This window comes from Spirosoma aerophilum (assembly GCF_054782495.1).
In genome coordinates this window covers 2,126,484-2,144,141 of sequence record NZ_BAAGSJ010000013.1, presented here as the reverse complement: position 1 = coordinate 2,144,141, position 17,658 = coordinate 2,126,484, and the positions used below count along the sequence as shown (strand labels likewise).

9 protein-coding genes are annotated in these 17,658 nt (G+C 51.3%); 1 reads left to right on the top strand and 8 read right to left on the bottom strand.

The genetic code is table 11. The features are described from left to right. The first annotated feature begins 1 nt into the window (after position 1). Positions 2 to 400: a VOC family protein gene (locus ACYVK4_RS20215; RefSeq protein WP_461129337.1), complete on the top strand. Its 399-nt coding sequence runs from the start codon at positions 2 to 4 to the stop codon at positions 398 to 400. A 31-nt stretch (positions 401 to 431) separates the two neighbouring features. Here ACYVK4_RS20215 and ACYVK4_RS20210 read toward each other — a convergent pair whose 3' ends face one another. The 8 genes from ACYVK4_RS20210 to ACYVK4_RS20175 all read right to left on the bottom strand — a co-directional run bounded on the left by ACYVK4_RS20210 (position 432) and on the right by ACYVK4_RS20175 (position 17,513). Next, on the bottom strand, positions 432 to 3,080 hold the full coding sequence (locus tag ACYVK4_RS20210; RefSeq protein ID WP_461129336.1) for an ABC transporter permease: 2,649 nt from the start codon (positions 3,078 to 3,080) through the stop codon (positions 432 to 434). Positions 3,081 to 3,182: 102 nt separating this feature from the next. Next, positions 3,183 to 5,822 (bottom strand): ABC transporter permease, encoded by a 2,640-nt coding sequence (locus ACYVK4_RS20205; protein ID WP_461129335.1) that lies wholly within the window; start codon positions 5,820 to 5,822, stop codon positions 3,183 to 3,185. Between the two features lie 101 nt (positions 5,823 to 5,923). Continuing rightward, positions 5,924 to 8,560, bottom strand: a complete 2,637-nt coding sequence (locus ACYVK4_RS20200) for an ABC transporter permease (RefSeq protein WP_461129334.1) — start codon at positions 8,558 to 8,560, stop codon at positions 5,924 to 5,926. A gap of 98 nt (positions 8,561 to 8,658) precedes the next feature. Beyond that, a complete protein-coding gene (locus tag ACYVK4_RS20195) occupies positions 8,659 to 8,997 on the bottom strand; it encodes a PadR family transcriptional regulator (protein WP_461129333.1) in 339 nt (112 codons plus the stop codon). A 207-nt stretch (positions 8,998 to 9,204) separates the two neighbouring features. Beyond that, complete coding sequence (locus tag ACYVK4_RS20190) at positions 9,205 to 11,577, bottom strand: ABC transporter permease (RefSeq protein ID WP_461129332.1); 2,373 nt, start codon at positions 11,575 to 11,577, stop codon at positions 9,205 to 9,207. Between the two features lie 89 nt (positions 11,578 to 11,666). After that, complete coding sequence (locus ACYVK4_RS20185; protein WP_461129331.1) at positions 11,667 to 14,297, bottom strand: ABC transporter permease; 2,631 nt, start codon at positions 14,295 to 14,297, stop codon at positions 11,667 to 11,669. Positions 14,298 to 14,402: 105 nt separating this feature from the next. Further along, complete coding sequence (locus ACYVK4_RS20180) at positions 14,403 to 17,024, bottom strand: ABC transporter permease (RefSeq protein WP_461129330.1); 2,622 nt, start codon at positions 17,022 to 17,024, stop codon at positions 14,403 to 14,405. 156 nt (positions 17,025 to 17,180) lie between these two features. Continuing rightward, a complete protein-coding gene (locus ACYVK4_RS20175; protein WP_461129329.1) occupies positions 17,181 to 17,513 on the bottom strand; it encodes a PadR family transcriptional regulator in 333 nt (110 codons plus the stop codon). Positions 17,514 to 17,658 lie beyond the last annotated feature (145 nt).

Sequence of the window (17,658 nt, the reverse complement as noted above, 5' to 3'; positions counted from 1 at the left end):
TATGCAACCCTCCAAAGCCACCCTGAAAAACGCCTGGCCGTATCAGCAGGATCGAATGAATTTACCCGTCGCCCATCTGGAAACGGCATTACCTTTTTACGAGACTATTCTGGGCTTTCGGGTAATATCACGCAGCGAAACACCCCAGCCATCGGCCCATCTTGAGCGCGATAATATACAAATTGGCCTTGCCGAGAACGGGGGCGATCCCGGGCAGGACGGGTGTTTTTTTGAGGTCAATGATGTCGAAACAATGTTTGCTGAAGTAAAGGCAACCGGCTTCGATAACGTAAGCCCCGATTTAAAGCAGCAGCAATATGGCGATGTACGGTGGAAAGTTTTGTTCGTCGTCGCTCCGGATGGACTGTGCTACAGTTTCGGCGAGCGGGTAATGCCGTAGTGTAGTGCCGACCGGGAGGGTCGGCACTACACTACTCATTTCGCAGACTTTTAACGGGATTCATCAGAGCCGCTTTTAGGCTTTGAATGCTAACGGTCAGCAGGGCAACAACCAGTGCCAGTCCGCCTGAAAGGGCAAAAATCCACCCACTTATCGTGATTTTATAGGCGAAATCCTGGAGCCATTGACTCATACCGTACCAGGCGATTGGTGTGGCAATGAGGATAGACAGGAGCACGGGTTTGAGAAAATCTTTCGACAACAAAGACACAACGCTGTAGACGGATGCGCCCAATACTTTGCGGATACCGATTTCTTTAACGCGTTGCTCAGCCGTAAAAGTGGCCAGCCCGAACAAGCCCAGACAGGAAATGAATACGGCCAGAACGGCAAATAAGCCAAATACCTGACCTGTCCGACTTTCGACCCGGTATGTCTGCGTAAAAGTGTCATCAAGGAAATTGTAGGAAAACGGCTTGTCGGGAAATTGTTGGTGCCACTGTTCTTCCACTTGCCGAAGGGTATTGGAAATTGCGCCAGGCCGGATGCGGGCCGCTAACTGACTTTCTCCACCGTTATTCAGCGAGACAATCATAGGAGCTACCACCTGCTTGAGATCCGCATGGTTATAGTCGTCGATGACGCCAACGACGTCTCCCCGTATGGGGACTTCGCGGTACGACCCATCGGCCCCATAGGCGTAAGTGTAGTAACCGGTCATTTTGCCCGAACTTGTTTTCCATCCGAAATACGTCATGGCGGCCCGGTTGACGAGAAAAGCCTGTTTATCGGCCGGACGATTGGGGTCGAGGTTGCGCCCTTCCAGCAGCCTGATACCAAATGTTTTCAGAAAGTCACCGTCAATCGATAGCCGGTTGATGCCCCCCGTTTGTGAGCCTTTGGGGACAAATTCGCTGACCAGCTTTTCGCCCCGTAGTCGGCCACTGCCGGGAAGACTAAATGCTCGGGTAACGGCTGAAATGCCGGGTAGTTTTGTTAACTGCTGTTTAAATACCTCCTTTTGCTGATCGGGAATATCCGGTAAGTCCAGTGTCAATACCTGCTCACGCTGGTAACCAACATTGTGATTTTGCACAAACAGCAGCTGCTGATAAACGACCATAGTTGCCACAATCATACCGATCGATACGGCAAACTGGCCAATTACAAGAGTTTTTCGCAGCCAGATATCACCCCCAATCAGTAAGCGACTTCCTTTGAGTACCGCCATAGGCTGAACCGATGATAGGACAAATGCCGGATAAGCACCCGCTACCAAACTGACGCCCAGCAGGCTTGCCGCCAGCCAGCCGATGTGCTCGCCTGTAGCAAATTGAGTGATCGTTAACTGCTTATCGGTAAGGTTGTTGAAGGCTGGCAGGAGTGTATAAATCAAGCTGACCGAAAGCAGGACCGCAACCAGCATGAGCAGGATCGTTTCGCCCAGAAACTGGCTCCAGAGCTGGCTGAACGACGAGCCTAACACTTTACGAACGCCCACTTCTTTGGCGCGTTGAGTAGCGCGGGCGGTGGCCAGATTAATATAGTTGAAACAGGCCAGACCCAGAATCAGCAGCGCAACAATAGAAAAGATGTAGGCATACGTCAGGCGGTTTGTTGCTACCAGACTGGTCCGTAAGTAAATATCCGTCAGAGGTACAAGATTGAGTTTCCAGACACTTGCATTTGAATCGCCCAATTGGTTGATGTAGGCCGGAAATTGGGCTTGTAATACTGATCGGTCGGTGTTGGGGGCCAGTAATAAGTACGTCCATGTATCCCCACCGCTCCAGTAGTTTGTTGTAACGTCATAGCCGATCAGCTCGTTCGCGTTCGTGTAGGGAGCCAGAAAGTCGATGGGGACGTGGGCGTTGGTGGGTAAATCCTTAAAAATACCCGTCACGTGGAGGGTCGATTTATTGTTTAGACGAATCGACTGCCCGAGCACGTTAAGAGTGCCGAAATATTTACGTGCCATGCTCTCCGACAAAACAACCCCATACTGTTCCTTCAATGCGGTGGTCGGATTGCCTAGTAGCAGGGGCAGGGTGAATACGCTAAACACGGTACTATCTGCGAACCAGAAATTAGGCTCGTACGTCGCTGTTTGCTGGCTTCCGGTCTGTTGCTTTGTGATCGTTCCGGCAACAAGGGGTTTGATACGCGTGAGCCGAACTGTGTTTGTGATAGCCGAAAAACGGGCTTTTAAATCAGTAGCCAGCTTACCCCCCGACGTTGGTGTGTTCTCGAATTGCTGGAGTAGCACAATCCGATCGGCATTTTTATGGAACCGGTCGTAGGTGAGGTCATCCAATACATAGGCTGCGATAAGCAGGCAGCAGGTAAGCCCGAGAGTAAGGCCTGACAGATTTATCAACCCCAGAACTTTGTGTCTTCGGTAATGGCGAAAAGCAATTTGAAGGTAGTTATAAAGCATGTGAGGACTCAGAATAAAAGGTGTCGAATATGTGTTGAGGGACCGTGTTTTACCCAGCGGCCGCAGGAGTTTCAGGGCACTGAGGCTGTAACGCCAGTCGGCTTTGCGTTTCCCCCCCGTCTGCTGCCAGTGGTCGTACAGTTCGAGCAGGTCACCCTCGACTTCTTCCCGCGTATCGGGGTGGCCGAAAGCGCTAAGGAGCCAGTTGGCCCAGCGGGGTGGAGTCCGATGTTTGGGTTTCATAAAAGGGAATGAACAATATAGAATGACTAGTGAAGAATAACTGGGGTAATTGAGCGGGAAGACTGATAAATACGCTATTGTGTACGCTTCATGCTACCTTCCTTACTCATTTCGCAAACTCTTTACCGGATTAGACAGGGCTGCTTTGACGCTCTGAAAACTGATCGTCAGCAAAGCAATACCAATGGCTATTAAACCGGCCAGGACGGGCATCCACCATTCAAAATTGGTTTTGTAGGCAAAGCTTTGCAGCCAGCGGTTCATGGCATACCAGGCGATGGGCGAGGCAATGACAAGCGCAATGAAGACCAGCTTGAGGAAATCTTTTGATAATAGCGTAACAATGCTGGCAACGGACGCTCCCAGCACTTTTCGGATGCCGATTTCCTTTGTTCGCTGCTCCGCCGTAAACGCCGTCAGACCAAACAAGCCAAGGCAGGAAACCAGAATGGTCAGGATGGCAAAGTAGAGGATGATTTGACCAATACGCTGTTCGGAGCGATATTGCTTGTCTAAATCCTGGTCGACGAAGCCATACGAAATGGGAGAGTTCGGGTCCAGTTTCTTATACACGGCCGTTATAGCGGGCAGGGTACTAACGACCAGGCCGGGCTTTGTTTTTACTAGCAGGTCAAAATAAAACTCTTTCGGCCGGAACCGGAGAATAAAGGGCTCGATGCTGACGCGCAGTGGCCGGAAGTGGAAGTCCTTCACCACACCGATGATGGTGCCGTCAGCACCCCAAAATTTCACTTTTTTCCCCAGGGCACTGGTGGGTGTCCAGCCCATGCGTTTAGCCGCCGTTTCGTTGATTAGATACGTGCCCAATTGAGACAAGGTGTCGCTGGTTATCTGGGCAGAAAAATTTCGGCCCGCTGCCATCGACATGCCCGTTGTTTTGATAAAATCAGCGTCCACGTTCATCTGGGTAATCAGAAATTCGTCTTTGGGCGTCTGACCTTCCCATTCAATCGTTGAACTGTTTTGCATGTCCACCAGATTACTCGTGGTCATGGATGCCTGAGCGACCCCCGGCAATTGCGATACGTCCGTCTTGAAACGCTGTGCATTCTGTCTCAAATCGCCTTTAAGACGCACATGCAGCAATTGCGACTTATCGAAGCCTAGTTTAGTACTCTGTAGGTAAGCCAGTTGCCGATAGATGACCACCGTGCTGATGGCGAGCGTAATAGAGAGTGCGAACTGCCCCACCACCAGCGACTGTCGGAAGCTCCGTCCCGTTTGACCGCCGGAGAGATAACCTGCAACGCCGGTTTTCAACACCGCGACGGGCCGAAACGACGAGAGAAAAAAGGCCGGATACAGGCCGGTTAGTAAGCTAACGACGCTGGTCAGTCCAGCAATGACCAGCCAGAAAGCGGGCAGCTGGTAGGGCATCGACATGCTCTTTTCTGCCAGGTTATTGAACAGGGGAAGGAGCAGTTCGGCCAGTAGTAGAGAAACCAGCATGGCTAAAGTTGTCATTAAAAAGGCCTCGCTCAGAAACTGCGTGACCAGACTCGACCGCTGCGCCCCTACGCTTTTCCGAACGCCCACTTCTTTGGCGCGTTTTGACGCCCGCGCCGTAGCCAGATTGATGAAGTTAATGACCGCAATGAGCAGCACGATCAGGCCAACTGTTACGAAAATCCGTATGTAAGTAATGTCGCTGCGTTTGCCGTAATCGGTGCCAAAGGCAAATTTGGAATACAGGTAAATATCGGACAACGGTTGTAGCAGTAAAGGCGTTTCGTTGCCCGAATGATACTGCTTGAGCTGCCCCCGGAGTTTATCCGCAAAAGCCGTTGGGTCGATGGCTTTCCCGGTCGCATCCGGCCGTAATTGGAGGTAGGTATGGTAGCTGTTGCTGGCCCATTTCATGCTCCATTCATCATTCCGCTCAAGCCATTTGAACGGCATCAGTACATCAAACTGAATATGCGATTGCGTAGGAGGATTCTTCGCCACGCCAACCAGCGTAAAGGTTTTATCGTTGTTCAGGGTAAGCGATTGACCCAGAATATTTTTCTGCCGCCAGTCGGCCCCGAAAAAGCGCTCGGCGGTAGCTTCACTAAAAATCAGTTCGTTGGGGCCGCGAAAAATCGTGTTCGTATCGCCCATGATAAGCGGATAACTGAACAGGCTGAAAAAGCTCGGATCAACGATCAAAAACTGCTCCGGTTCAATAGCCTGGCGTCCTTTGGTCACTAAGCCGTGCCACTGACCAATGCGGGTAGTGCGCTGTACTTCGGGAAAATCCTTTTGAAGGGCAGCCGCCAACGGCCCCGGCGTAACGGCTACATCGAAAATGCCTTCGGGCTGTGTTTGTCGTTCGGTAACCCGGTAAATGTGCGCGAAATTCGCATTGAAACGGTCGTAGTTCAGCTCGTCGTACACAAAAAGGGCAATGAGCAGGCAGCAAGCCATGCCCAGCGCCAGACCGCCAATATTGATGGTAGAATACACCCTGTTCTTGACAAGGTTCCGGGTGGCAATTTTAACGTAATTACGAAGCATGTCGGGGTGTAAGCTAAAGGGTGGAGAATAAGTCTGTGATTTCGATTTGGCTAATGGCCGCAATAATTTCAGCGCACTCAAAATATATCGCCAGTCGGCGCGTCGTTCGCCTACCGTCTGCACCCAGTAGTCATACAGTTCGAGGAGGTCACCCTGCACTTCTTCCCGCGTGTCGGGGTGACCAAAAGCGTTAAGGAGCCAGTTGGCCCAACGGGGAGGGGTCATATCAATGAAGAGTGACGAATGAAAAATGTAGAATAATTAGGGGTAGTTGAGTGGAACGACTAATAAACAGGCTATTGTGCATCCTACATTATCCATTACTCCTACTCGCTTCGCAGGCTTTTCACCGGGTTGGTGAGGGCCGCTTTGATGCTTTGAAAACTGACGGTGAGCAGCGTAATAACCAGGGCTGCGGCACCCGTTACCGCAAAAATCCACCACGATAGTTCGGTGCGGTACTCGTATTTATGGAGCCAGTTGCTCAGAAAATAATAGGCGACAGGCGTAGCGATCCCGAAGGCAATGGTGACCAATACGACAAAATCTTTCGAGAGTAAGCCCCACAGGCTGAAGACTGAAGCGCCCAGAACTTTCCGAACGCCAATCTCTTTGGTACGTTGTTCAGCCACGAACGAGGCCAGTCCGAAGATGCCCAGGCAACTGATAAGCACCGCCAGTATAGCGAAGACCGACGCCAGTTTGCCGATCCGTTCTTCGGTGGCAAATTTCAGGGCGTATTGCTGATCGGTGAACTTGTAGTCGAACGGGCTTCCGGGGTTAAACTTCCGGAAAACCGCTTCGATTTTCGCCAGTGATTCGGGTGCACTCTGCGCCGGGTTAAGTTTAATGTTGATAACACTCGCCCAGCCATAGTTCAGCATGAAAACAGTCTGATAAACCGGTTCGAAGGGCGATCCCATCACCATATCTTTGATAACGCCCACTACCCGCATAGGTTGCCCGTTCCATTTTACGATCATGCCCACCGGCGATCCGGTTTTCAGATTCATATACTTCACTGCCGTTTCGTTCATGACCAGGGCGGCTGAATCGGTGGTGAAGTTTCGGGAGAAATCGCGGCCTTCTTTAAACTGCCAGCCTACCGTTTTGCCGAAGTCGTGGGTAACGGCAATCGTCCCAAATTGAGCGTTTAATGTGGGGTCTTTGCCTTCCCAGTCGAACCCATTGTTTCGCGAATTCAAATTCGTTGCTGGTGTCGATGAAGTAGACATGTCCACGACAGCGTCTGTTCGGAGCAGCTCTTCCCGTAAGGCATTATAATGATTGTGCAATTCGGGGGTGTTCATGGTGATCGTAATCAGCCCGTTGCGGTCATAGCCAATTGGCCGGTTTTTGGCGTATTGTATTTGCCGAAAAACCAGAATGGTGCCAATGATGAGCGTCACCGAAACGGTGAACTGCACTACGACCAACACCTTTCGGGGCATACTCGCAAACCGACCTACCCGAAAGGTACCTTTCAGTACTTTTACCGGCTGAAACGAAGACAGATAAAGCGCGGGGTAGCTGCCCGCAATAACACCTGTAAACAAACTAAATCCGACGCCTGCGACCCAGAACATGGGGTTTGTCCATAAGATGCCTAACTGCTTATCGGCCACTTCGTTGAAGAGGGGAAGCGCAAGCATGACCAGCACCAACGACAGGATAAATGCAAACGAGGCAACCATCAGCGATTCACTAAAAAACTGACTGATAAGTTGTGCCCGTATCGACCCCACGGCTTTTCGAATACCCACTTCTTTAGCCCGTTTTTCGGAGCGGGCGGTACTCAGGTTCATAAAGTTGATACAGGCCAGCAGCAGCACAAACAGACCAATGATTCCAAACAGCCAGACATACTGGATACGCCCCTCCAGGTTCCCCTGTTTATCCCAGCCCGTGTATAAATGCCAGAGCGACATAGGTTGCAGAAACACTTCAGCTTTATAAGCGGCCGTCTCGGGAACGTGCTTCACCCGTAGCCCTTTGATCTTGGCATTTACAGCGTCGAAATCAGCGTTTGGTGCAATCTGGGCCAGTATTTGCCAGGAATTGTTATCCCATGCTGCGTTATCCTGCGCCCGCTTCACCCAGTCTTCCGACGACACGTATAAATCCCAGGGAGCGATGAATGTCAGGTCTCTGAACTCGGTGTTGTAGGGCAAATCTTCATAGACGCCCGTCACCTTTACGTTCAGTTTATTGTCAATCTTTACGATTTTACCCATCGGGTCATGGTTGCCGAAAAGCGCCTGAGACACGGACGCCGACAGCAGAATAGACGCCGGGTCGTGCAGGCCCGCCCGCGTACCGCGAAGCATCTTCAGGGTGAACATGTCGGGTGCTTCGGGGCTCAGGTAGTTGCCCCGTTTCGTAAATTTCTTGTCGCCATAAGCCAGAATGTGCTCGCCATTCCAGGACGACATAACAACGTATTTGAAGTCGTCGGCGAAATCGGTACGTAATTCCTGACCCAGCGGGAGCGGCATATAGGCTCCTGCGCCGAACTCGCCTTCAAACGTACCGCGTTGCATAACCTTGGCAATTCGGTCGTAATTCTGGTGGTATTTATCGTAGGCTAGTTCGTCATAAATCCACAACCCGATCAACATAGCCACGGCCATACCCACTGCCAGCCCGCCGATGTTAATGGCCGAATAGGCTTTGTTCTTGACAAGATTTCTCAGCGCGATTTTAAGGTAGTTGCGTAACATAATAGGACTATGAAAAGAAGGTGAGCGGTATTGTTCGTTTGTTCGTCGTCTGGCCAATGGCCGCAGTAGTTTCAGCGCACTCAAAATATATCGCCAGTCGGCGCGTCGTTTCCCCACCGCCTGCACCCAGTAGTTGTAGAGTTCAAGGAGGTCGCCCTGCACTTCTTCCCGCGTGTCGGGGTGACCGAAAGCGTTAAGGAGCTTTTGTGTCCAGCGGGGTGGCGTCCGACGGTTCGGGTTCATAACAGGGAATGAAGAATAAGTAAGGGTAATAGAGTGTAGCGACTGACTCTCCAGGCAATTGTGTAGTATTCATTCTGCACTTTACATGCTACACTATTTCACCCTCCCATGAGTTGCAGCGTTTGGGGAGGCAGGGCACTCCACAATTCTTCCCGAACCTGTTTCACTTCCTGCAAGGCCTTCCGACCCAGCGCGGTGACCGAGAAAAAACGCTTTCGGCGACCACCCCGCTCAGCCGTGGCGCCCCCCATCTCCGACGATAGAAAGCCTTTTTCGGCTAGCCGTTGCAGGGTCGTGTGAACGGTGCTGAACCCCACCGTCCGCCCGGTCCGCTGCTCGATCTCCTGCGTAACGGTAACGCCGTAAGCTTCATCGCCCAGAACCGCTACCGTTAGCAAAACCACTTCCTCAAACTCTCCCAGAAAGGTTCGTTTCATGCTCAATTGATTTTATACGATAATGCCGAACAAATGCGGTGCCAGTTGCCAAAAAAGGTCCTGGATGTTCAAAATCGCCCTATTTGCCGTATGAAAGTAAAATCAATTGTCCGTTTATGGACAGGTACTGTCCGTTAAACGGACAAGGCAACCCTGCTTGAGAGTTGCCTTGTTTAAAATAATAGTCAAAACCAGACTAAGCGTCGATCACTCCGCGCTTCGCAGACTCTTCACCGGGTTCATCAGGGCGGCTTTGATGCTCTGAAAGCTGACTGTCAGTTGTGCAATGCCGATAGCCAGCAGACCCGCCAGCGCAAATACCCACCAGTCGATGTCGATGCGATAGGCGAAATCCTTCAGCCATTGGTGCATGGCCCACCACGCCAGGGGAGAGGCTATCAGAATCGAAATCAGGACCAGTTTCAGAAAGTCCTTCGAGAGCAGGAGGACAATGTTAGGTACCGATGCTCCCAGAACTTTGCGTACCCCAATTTCTTTAGTGCGCTGTTCTGAAGTGAACATCGCCAGACCAAATAAACCGAGACAGGCAATGAAAATGGCGATGACTGCAAAGGCGTTGGCCAGCGTGCCCACCAGCGTTTCACTTTTGTATTGCTCCCGGAAACTTTCGTCGGCGAATTTGTAATCGAACGGATAGGCGGGGTTGAATTGTTTGGCCAGCCGCTCCATGCTCTTTAGTGCTTTCTCGGTCTGGCCGGGGTAGGTGCGCACCAGCAGCGTACTGTTGTTCGAGTCCAGCCGTAGAATAAGCGGCTCGATGGCGACGCGGAGGGAGTTGATGTGGAAATTTTTGATTAGGCCGACCACTTTCCCGGATTTCTTCCAGAATGTTAGATCCTGTCCCACGGCGTGTTTCATGCCTGGCGCGGATGCGCTCATGCGCCGGGCGGCTTCTTCATTGATAATGTAGTTGGTACTATCCGTTACAATGTCTTTTGAAAAGTCACGGCCGTCGACTAGTTTGATCTTCATCGTCTTAATGAAGTCATAACTGATGGGCAGCTGGTTGAAAAGGGTCTTGTCGCCCTCTGGTTTGCCTTTCCATTCGACGCCCGTGGTCGAGCTGCCGACCTGCATCGGATCATTGCCCGCTGAGGATACCGATTGAATACCCGGTGCCTGCAGTAGCTCCTCGCGGAAAGCGTCGTATCGTTTGGGAAGATCACCTTCCAGGTCCATATACACCACATTCTCGCGGTCGAGGCCCAGGTTTTTCGTGCGGATATAATCGACCTGCCGACCGGCGATCAACGTACCGATGATCAAAAGCAGGGAGAGTGCAAATTGAAAGACGACCAGCCCTTGCCGGAACAACACCGCACTGGATTTGAACCGAAGGGTACCTTTCAGGACTTTTACGGGCTGAAGCGACGAAAGAAATAAGGCCGGGTAACTGCCCGAAACAAGACCGGTAAGAAGGGCTAATCCGAGCAGCGTGAGCCAGTACAGCGGGTTGGCGTACTGAATTTCTATGTGTTTTTCCGTTAGGGTGTTAAAGCTGGATAATAATACCTGAACCAGAATAATGGCAATCAGCAGCGAAAAGAGGGCTGTCAGCACCGCTTCACCCACAAATTGGCCAACCAGATACGAACGCTCCGCTCCAACTACCTTCCGGATACCGACTTCCTTAGCCCGTTTGGCCGAGCGGGCCGTGGCCAGATTCATGAAGTTGATGCAGGCAATGATGAGCAGGAAGATAGCCACGATGGTGAACAACCGCACATATTCAATGCGGCCCCCATCGGGCTTGCCGTTGGTGAACTTCGATTGCAGATACGCCTTTTCGTATGGGAACAGGAACGTCGTGATGGTCGTCACGTTCTTGTCATGCTTCTTGATGAAGTTCAGCATTTTGCCATTCAGAGCGTTTACATCGGCCGTTGGATGCAGCAGGGCATAGGTGCGAATGCCGTTGTTATCCCACCCTTCGAGCCACTTGTTTTCTTTTTCGTAAGGAGCTTCGGGGAGCACAAAGTCAAATTTAAGCGACGATGTTTCGGGGATGTCCTGCACGACGCCCGTTATCTGATGATCCTCTTTATTATCGACCCGGACTATCCGGCCCAGCACATCGGTCCGACCGAAAAGCTTGTTAGCGGCTTTTTTGGAAATAACGATAGATGATGGGCCGACAAGGGCGGTTTTCGCATCGCCCTGTACCAGCGGGAAGGAGAATATCTGAAACAGGTCGGGGCTTGAATACCGTCCTTTCTCCTTATAAGCTTTATCGCCAACCGACAGCAGGTGTTCTTCCTGCCAGGTCACCTTAACCGTTCGTTCGATGCCGGGCAGTTCGGCCGTGAGGGCTGCCGCCAGTGGGCCGGGTGTGGAGGGTGTTGTGCTAATATCGTTGCCCGTCCATTGCTGGTTTTCCATCACCTGATAGATGCGTGGCCCGTTGGCATGGAACTGGTCGATGCTGCTTTCGTCCTGAACCCAGAGCAAAATGAGCAGGCTGCTGGTCATACCCAGCGCCAGGCCCAGTATATTGATAAAGGAAAAGGTCTTGCTTTTGGCAAGGTTGCGCCAGGCGATTTTGAGGTAGTTCCGGAACATAATTTCCAGTGGTTGAGGGCTGATTTTCCCAATGACACCGAAAATTATGTTTCGTTGCTTGCGTAGAGCCCGCACCGGCGGTGCGGGCTCTACTCGGATCGTAAACTTTTCACCGGGTTCATCAGCGCGGCTTTGATACTCTGGAAACTGATGGTCAGTAAGGCTATGCCAATGGCCAGAGACCCTGCCACAAAGAATACCCACCACTCAATATCGATCTTGTAGATAAAACCCTCCAACCATTGCTGCATGACCCACCAGGCCAGGGGAGAGGCTATCAGAATCGAAATCAGGACCAACTTCAGGAAGTCGGTTGAGAGCAACGTGACGACGCTCGTAACAGAAGCCCCCAGTACTTTGCGCACCCCGATTTCTTTGGTACGTTGCTCGGCCGTGAAGGTGGCCAGCCCAAACAGACCCAGGCAGGAAATGAGCATGGCCAGTAACGCAAAGTAGTTTGCCAACTGGCTGACGACCTGCTCGCTACGATACAGATTCGCGTACTCCTGGTCGGAGAACTGATACGAGAAGGGTGTTTTGGGATTTAATTCGGTACAGAGCTTTTCCAGGTTCGTTAGGGCTTCTTTCGTTTTGTCCGCTTCGGTACGGATCAGGATCGTGCCCCATCTCGGGTTCGGGTCCAAGCGGATGATCAGGGGCTCGATGGCCTGCCGCATGGAATTGAAATGAAAATCTTTCAGGACGCCGATGATTCGGCCGTGGTGGCTTCCCCAGTTCAGGGGCTTACCGATGGGATTTTGATAGCCGATTTTAGCCAGTGCCGTTTCGTTAATCATAAAGCTCAGCGAGTCGGTACCATAGTCTCTTGAAAAATCCCGCCCTTCCTTTAGCTGAAGATTCAGGGTCTTGACGAAGTCGTAGCCAACGGCCGTATTGGCAAAAGCCGTTCTCAAATTAGGATCTTTCCCCGACCAGCTAATATCGTCAACATGGTGGCCAATTCCGGTTGGGGCTTCGTTCATGCGGGATACGGTCGCTACACCAGCCACCTTGCCCGCTTCTTCTTTGAAGAGGTCGTACTTCTGCGTCAGATCACCTTCAAGGGGAATATAAATCAGATTCTCGCGGTTGAAGCCCAGGTTTGCGGTCTGCACATAGTTCATCTGGCGGTAGATGACGATCGTGCCGACAATCAGCAGAATCGATAGGCCAAACTGAAATACAACCAGACCCTTCCGGAAAAAAGTGGCTCCCGAACTAAACCGAAGCCGACTTTTCAGCACCCGAGTCGGGTTGAGCGAGGATAAGAACAACGCCGGATAACTACCCGCCACGAATCCGGTCAGCAGGAGTAGCCCCAGCAAACTAGCCCAGAAAACAGGATCATTGACGGGCAGAGTCAGCGTTTTACCCGTCAGGCTGTTGAATGCCGGCAACAAAGCCGCTACCAACGCCACCGCCATACCCATAGCGATAAGAGTGAGCAGCATGGCCTCGCCCACAAACTGGCCCATCAACGCCGAGCGGGCCGCCCCAACCACTTTTCGAACGCCTACTTCTTTGGCGCGTTGTGCCGAACGGGCCGTGCTGAGGTTCATAAAGTTGATACAGGCAATGAGCAAAATAAAAATGGCGACGATACTGAATAACCGCACATACTCGATTCGACCACCATCCAGATACCCACCTTTGAAGGTCGAATGGAGGTACTTTTCGGGGTAAGGCTGCAAGCCCAGTTCGACCAGAAACCCTTTCGTCTTTGGGGTATAGTTATAAATAAAATCTTTGATTTTGGCCTCTACACGCACCGCATCGGCGGGTTGACCGGCACCGTCGGGGCGGAGTTGCACATAGGTGACGGGGTCGGTACTGGTCCAGGTTTTTGCCCATTCGTTATCTTTAAGCAAATCAACCCAGGGGCGCAGGTAGTCGAACTGTACCGACGAGTTGGCGGGTATGTTTTCAAAGACGGCGGTTATCTGCAAATCTTCTTTGTTTTCGTACCGGATAGACTGGCCAATGGCTTTTTCGGGACTGCCAAAAAACTGCTCGGCCATGTTGCGCGAGATGGCGATGCCGCCCGGACGGCTCAGGGCCGTGGCGGCCGTTCCCTGCAAAAAGGGATAACTGAACATCTTGAAGAAGTCGGCTCCGGCAAATGTTCCTTTCAGCTTGTTGATTTTGTCCCCTGCTTCGAAGGTGGTACTATAAGGCCATTCCAGATTGCTGGCGTATTGTACTTCGGGAATGGACCGTTTGAGTTCATCGGCCAGTGGACCCTGAGTAAAATAACTGGCGTACACTTTTCCATCGAAGTGCTGCCGTTCATAGATCTGGTACAGATGCTTACCGTTGGCGTGAAAGCTATCCACCTTACGTTCATCCTGCACCCAAAGCAAGATGAGCAGACTACTCATCATACCCAGGGCCAGTCCGGCAAGATTGATGCTCGAAAAGGCTTTGTTGCGAACAAGATTTCGCCAGGCGATTTTAACATAGTTGCGTAGCATAACGGGGCTTACAAAAAAAGGTTGAGTGTGTTCATTGATTGTTGTTTGTCGTTTTATCAAGGAAGGCCGCATCAGGCTGGGCCGCATCAGGCTCAGTACATCCTTTACATAGCGCCAGCGGGCTTTTCGTAACCCCATGGAGTTGACTCGTTGCTGGAACAGATCGTCTAAATCTCCTTCCAGCTCATCCAGAAGGTGAGGAGCGCAGACCAGATGTAGCAGGCGCGTGGCAAAACTGGGTGGTTTCATAATGTAGTGCCTCAACGGCGGCCCGTCGACCGTCCCGGTCGGGCGAGTTATCAATTTAACAGCCTACTATTCGCCCGACCATCCCGATCGGTACTACAATTTTCCCTACTCGGATCGTAAACTTTTCACTGGGTTCATTAAAGCCGCTTTGATGCTCTGAAAGCTAATGGTTAGCAACGTGACAACCAGCGCACCCGCGCCCGAAGCGGCAAAAATCCACCACGATAACTCGGTTCGATACTGATAATTCTGGAGCCATTTCGAGAGTATATAATAGGCCATGGGCGTAGCCAGACAAAAAGCAATCAGTACGAGCATAACAAACTCTTTCGACAATAGCCGCCAGACGTTGAACACCGATGCCCCCAGCACTTTCCGAATGCCGATCTCTTTAGTGCGCTGTTCGGCTATGAACGAAGCCAGACCGAAGAGACCCAGACAACTGATCAGGATGGCTAGGATGGTAAAACCGCCTGCCAATCGGCCAATCCGCTTTTCAACTCCGAATTTCCGGTCATATTGTTCATCCGCAAACTTGTAGTCGAAAGGGGAGTCGGGGCTATAGCGTTTAAAAACCTGTTCCACTTTCGCCAGCGCTTCCTGGGTTGATACCTGTGGAGCCAAACGGATGTTAATGGTATTGACATTTCCGTATTCGAGCGCAAAAAACGATGGACTGACTGGTTTGAAGGGGTCTTCTTTGATCATGTCTTTCACTACACCAATGACTTTGTACTGGCGTCGTGGCGAGCCCCGATAAACCAGTTCGTTCAGTGGCTTCTTGAAGCCCATCAGCCTGACCGCCGATTCGTTCAGGAGGAGCGAAGCCGTATCGGTTGAGAGATCCCGCGAAAAATCCCGTCCCTCTTTCATCTGCCAGCCAATCGTTTTGCCATAATCGTGCGTGATGTAATTCGTCATGACCAGGGGTTTGCTACCCTGCTTTTTACCCTTCCACGCAATATCGGTGGTGCCACCCGACTGTTCGGTTATGGCGTTCGATGATTCGGACATATTCGTTACGGCCCCTGTGTTGAGCAGATCATTCCGCAGGGCTGTGTAATGCCTGTACAACTCGGGTGCGTTCATGCCGATTTCAATCAGCCCGCTGCGGCTATAACCCACCGGTCGGTCTTTAGCAAAGTCGATCTGGCGGAATACAATGATGGTACCGATGATAAGCGTGACTGAAACCGTGAACTGAAACCCAACCAGCACCCGACGCGGAATAGTGGCCGATCGATTGGCTCGCATAATCCCTTTAAGCACTTTGATAGGCTGGAATGAAGATAAGTAGAGTGCCGGATAGCTACCCGCAATCAGGCCAGTCAGCAAACTGAACCCTAAGCTAGCCAGCCAGAATAGGGGCCGGGCAGTCGCACTGTTTTTCCACGGAATGCCCATCTGCTTCTCCGCTACCTGATTAAAAAACGGCAGTGTAAGCTGTACGAACAGAATGGACAGCGCAAAGGCAAGAACCGCCATCAACAGCGATTCGCTGAAAAACTGTACAATTAACTGGCTACGTAACGATCCTACCGCTTTCCGAATCCCGACTTCTTTCGCGCGTTTCTCACTTCGGGCTGTGCTCAGGTTCATAAAGTTGATGCAGGCCAGCAGCAGCACAATTACGGCAATGCAACCAAACAGCCAGACAAAAGTGATGAGCCCACCTATGTTGACGCCATCTTTGAAGTCGGCATATAGATGCCACCTGCTCATCGGATGCAGGAAAAATTCCGGTTTATAACCCGGCGGATTATCCCGCTTCATTCGAATATCCCTGATTTTAGCCGAAACCTGGTTAAAATCGGCCCCCGGTTTGAGTTGGGTAAAAATCTGGTACGAATTAGAGTCCCATTCGTTCTTGTCGCGTTTGGCGCCTTCATCATTAGCGGCATAAAATTTCCAGGGAACCAGAAATGTTACGTCGTTGAACGTGCTGTTTGTCGGAAAATCTTCGTAGACACCCGATACCTTCACTGTTTGTTTATTGTCCAGTTTGATAAACTTATTGAGTGGGTTTACGGGACCGAATATTGCTTCGGCGAGTGATTTCGACAGGAGAATCGAATTGACATCATTGTTTCCGAACGGCGTACCTGACAGGATGTTCAGCGACATCATGTCAATAAAGTTGGGCTCAACGTAATTGCCAGTTTTTAACAGCTTCCGTTCCCCGGCTGCTACGATAACCTTACGCGTTTTTGAAAGCGCAACGGATTCGAAATCAGGGTACTTGTCTCGGAGTTCCTGAGCCAGCGGAATAGGCATCACATCGTAGGAAGCTTTCTCCGCATCGAACTTGACAAACTGCCAGAGCATTGCCATCCGGTCATAGTTTTTAGTGTGCTTGTCAAACGACAGCTCGTCATAGATCCAGAGGCCAATGAGCATGGCTACTGACATACCCATAGCCAGCCCGAAGATGTTAATGAAGGAATACACCCGGTTCTTAACCAGATTTCTCAGCGCGATGGTCAGGTAGTTGCGTAGCATAGTTGTTATTGCCGGATTAGGATATGCTTTTGTCGGTTCACGTTTTAATAGAGAAGGCCTCAGTAAACTCAGTACGTCCTTCACGTAGCGCCAGCGCGCTTTTCGTAGCCCTATCTGCTCAATTCGCTGCTGAAACAGTTCATTCAGATCGTCTTCCAGCTCATCCACCCGATGGGGCGCGCAGAACCACCGAATCAAGTATTTTGCCCAGCGGGGTTGTTGTTTCATGGTGAACGTGGCTTGTACCCACGGGCTTTAGCCCGTCTAGGAGTTGAAAGAGAACACGGGCTGAAGTTGGCTAATGAATAAAAGCTACATAGCCAAATTATGGGCCCGTGTAGGAATTGAAAGAAAACACGGGCTGAAGCCCGTGGGTACATGTTATCACGCGGACATTAAGGCCGTGTTTGGAATAGACTCCCACATCTGGTTGCGTACCTGCCGGACTTCCTGCAACGCCCGACGGCCAGCCGCCGTAACGGAATACAGTCGTTTTCGTCGGCCCCCGCGTTCAGTCGTGACCCCACCCAGCTCAGACGTTACCAGTCCTTTTTCGGCAAGACGGTTCAGGGCTGAATGCACGGCTCCCAGGTTTACGGATCGGTTCATCTGTTGCTCAATCTCTGTGACAATGGCTGCCCCATAGGCGTCTCCCGACCGGATCGCCACCGCCAGCAATACCACTTCTTCAAACTCACCTAAGTAGGTTCCCTTCATGGTCGTTCATTAGTTGTGTATATGTATAACAAATGCCCGGCCAAACTAAAAAAAATGCCATTCCGATCAGGAATGGCATTTTTTGGGATTCTGAATGAAAGAATAATGTCCAGAAACGGACAAATCCTGTACGCATCTGGACAGA

Bases quoted from the DNA above. Each gene is read 5' to 3' on its own strand.
- ACYVK4_RS20215 (WP_461129337.1), top strand. From the start codon at position 2: ATGCAACCCTCCAAAGCCACCCTGAAAAACGCCTGGCCGTATCAGCAG.
- ACYVK4_RS20210 (WP_461129336.1), bottom strand. From the start codon at position 3,080: ATGAAACCCAAACATCGGACTCCACCCCGCTGGGCCAACTGGCTCCTT.
- ACYVK4_RS20205 (WP_461129335.1), bottom strand. From the start codon at position 5,822: ATGACCCCTCCCCGTTGGGCCAACTGGCTCCTTAACGCTTTTGGTCAC.
- ACYVK4_RS20200 (WP_461129334.1), bottom strand. From the start codon at position 8,560: ATGAACCCGAACCGTCGGACGCCACCCCGCTGGACACAAAAGCTCCTT.
- ACYVK4_RS20195 (WP_461129333.1), bottom strand. From the start codon at position 8,997: ATGAAACGAACCTTTCTGGGAGAGTTTGAGGAAGTGGTTTTGCTAACG.
- ACYVK4_RS20190 (WP_461129332.1), bottom strand. From the start codon at position 11,577: ATGTTCCGGAACTACCTCAAAATCGCCTGGCGCAACCTTGCCAAAAGC.
- ACYVK4_RS20185 (WP_461129331.1), bottom strand. From the start codon at position 14,297: ATGAAACCACCCAGTTTTGCCACGCGCCTGCTACATCTGGTCTGCGCT.
- ACYVK4_RS20180 (WP_461129330.1), bottom strand. From the start codon at position 17,024: ATGAAACAACAACCCCGCTGGGCAAAATACTTGATTCGGTGGTTCTGC.
- ACYVK4_RS20175 (WP_461129329.1), bottom strand. From the start codon at position 17,513: ATGAAGGGAACCTACTTAGGTGAGTTTGAAGAAGTGGTATTGCTGGCG.